This is a genomic window from Sphingorhabdus sp. (genome assembly GCF_040079335.1).
Classification (GTDB): Bacteria; Pseudomonadota; Alphaproteobacteria; order Sphingomonadales; family Sphingomonadaceae; genus Sphingorhabdus_B.
In genome coordinates, this window is record NZ_JBEBKL010000118.1 from 1 (window position 1) to 2138 (window position 2138).

Here is a 2138-nt window from a genome sequence, read left to right on the forward strand (position 1 = left end):
CTGGCCCGGGCCGCGGTTCTGCTCGCTCACCAGCACGAAGGTCTCATCCTCCTTGTACACGTAGAGCCGGGTGGAAAAGCCCGGCACGCTGCCGATCATCTGTGCGGCTGGGAGCAGATCGTCCGCAATATGATGGCGGTCATCCCTCATCCATGCCTCCCAGATTAGCGGCAGTAGCATCGCCATGGGATTGCGGCTGATCTTCCAAGCAGCGCGGCAGGTGGCGACCACATTGATGAACTGACCGTGTTCGGCCATGACATCGAAAACGCCGCAAGGGTCCTTGTTCAACTGCCCATCGGCCAAGCAACCGCCCATCGCCATCGCTGCGATGCCGCGAAGTTCGATCTTCTCGGCGGGGTTGCCAACCGTTTCTGCTAACGAGCACGGTTCAGCTTCCAGAGCGTCCGCCCTATCCTGATCAAGAGCTGGATCGTTCATGACCCGCAGCAGGAGATCGCAGGCGGCCTGACAGTGGACACTTTCGGCCATGAGCCAAACGAGGCCAGCCAGCACTTGCCAGTCACCGCCGAGCTGGGCTCTCCATCTCCGATCCTGCCGGGCTGCGATGATTTGTGCCAACAGTTCGACGTTCGTGATGCCAACGTCCTCCAAGCAGATTATGACGAGGTGCCGCCAAACTGTTGCAGGGTCATGTTCGAACAGGTTGGCAAGAGCGCGCTGGGCGAGGACAACCTCCCCACGCCGTATTGCCTTCTGCAGACAGCTCCGAGCGATGTACCGATCACATGGCAACGGCTGCGGAGTGGTCATCGGGATGGAACGAAGCGCCTCGGCCAGATCGGTCAGGGCGAAGCCAAATCGTGCATTGTCTGGGAATAGCATTTTCAAACCTCCAGTTGCGGAGGTCTGGATCGTCTGACCCGCTACCACGGTAGTCCTGTGAACTGTCTTGTGAAGTTAATTGCATGACCCAGATCGACGCGGGTGCAATTAACTTGGCCGAGGTGGCATGGCGCAGTGCAGATAACTGCACCGTCTCGCTAGTTCATGGGCTTGCCAAACTGGCTGCCGTCCCACCGGGCCACGACGCTGTCGGATGGTGGCTTGAGATCGTAGAACAGGCCATCCGACAAATAGGGGCTCCACCGATAGTTAATCCTTCTGAACCGGAGGCGAGCCAGGACTGGTTCCAACGCGGTCTGCATGTCCTGAACATTGGCGTTGCGGGCGAAGACGCCTCCCGTGAGCGTCAAGGTGGTGCCTCGAGCGGCAACTCGAATGTCATCGCGGAAGAGCCCGGCGTCCAGCGCCTGCGCGTACCGCTTCCGCAGCTCGGGAAGCAGTTTCGCCTGTTTCAAGCTGAGCGCGCGGATCAACTTCTGCCGCGACGCCTTCTGACCGGGATCTAGGTTCAGCTTATCGCCGTCTTCGATGTTGAGAACGAGACCATCGATCTGGGTCAAGATTTTGCCAATTGCATCGTCGTTGGCCGGCGCGGTGTCTGGCATTGCCGCCACTTCTGGCAGCCAGTACGTCTCTACACGCTCGGCGTAGACTGACGCTGCACTTTGAGGGGTCTCCGCTGGAGCCTGCTTCGCAGAGGCCTTCGCGGGCGTATCTGGCTCCGCGACAGACTTTCTTGCTCGCTCCGCTGTTGCGATCTTGGCAAATACCGCGGCGATTGCCGGATCGCTCTCTTGAAGTCTGGAGAATTTGTTAAGCCTCATTCGGGCCTCAAAGGGCTTGCCAGCGACCAACAATCGGTTGGCATCTGCGACTGCCTCAACTTTCAACTGCTCCTGTCTTGCGTTGGACGGAAGGAGCGGAAGCCCCGCAACCGTGGCGATGGGACCTGCCGCGATCCACAATAAGAATGGTGCCCAAACTGGACGAAGCACAGGCAGGCGCTCGCGCAATCGGCGAAGCAGCGGGGGAATGAAAATTGGAGATATGAGCATCCCGACAACGCCGCTTACGACGTCATTGGGCCAGCTTGTGGGTGAGGCGGCGGTGGTCAACCCACCAAGGAACAGCACAGAGCCACCGATCCAGCAACATGCCGCACGAACCTTCGACCAACCTGATTTGGCCGAGCTGCCACTGACTACCGCATCATCCATTGATGATTCTCCAAACACATGCCGTCGAGAGAAAATCGTAAGCCTAAGTGCGGC

Annotated in this window: 2 protein-coding genes; both read right to left on the reverse strand. The window is 59.1% G+C overall.

Annotated elements, in window-relative coordinates; genetic code table 11:
• Window positions 1–846 (reverse strand): hypothetical protein (locus ABL922_RS14655; RefSeq protein WP_349024946.1); only part of this gene is annotated, 846 nt, incomplete at its 3' end.
• 158 nt (window positions 847–1004) lie between these two features.
• A partial coding sequence (locus ABL922_RS14660; RefSeq protein WP_349024947.1) for a hypothetical protein occupies window positions 1005–2138 on the reverse strand: 1134 nt, incomplete at its 5' end.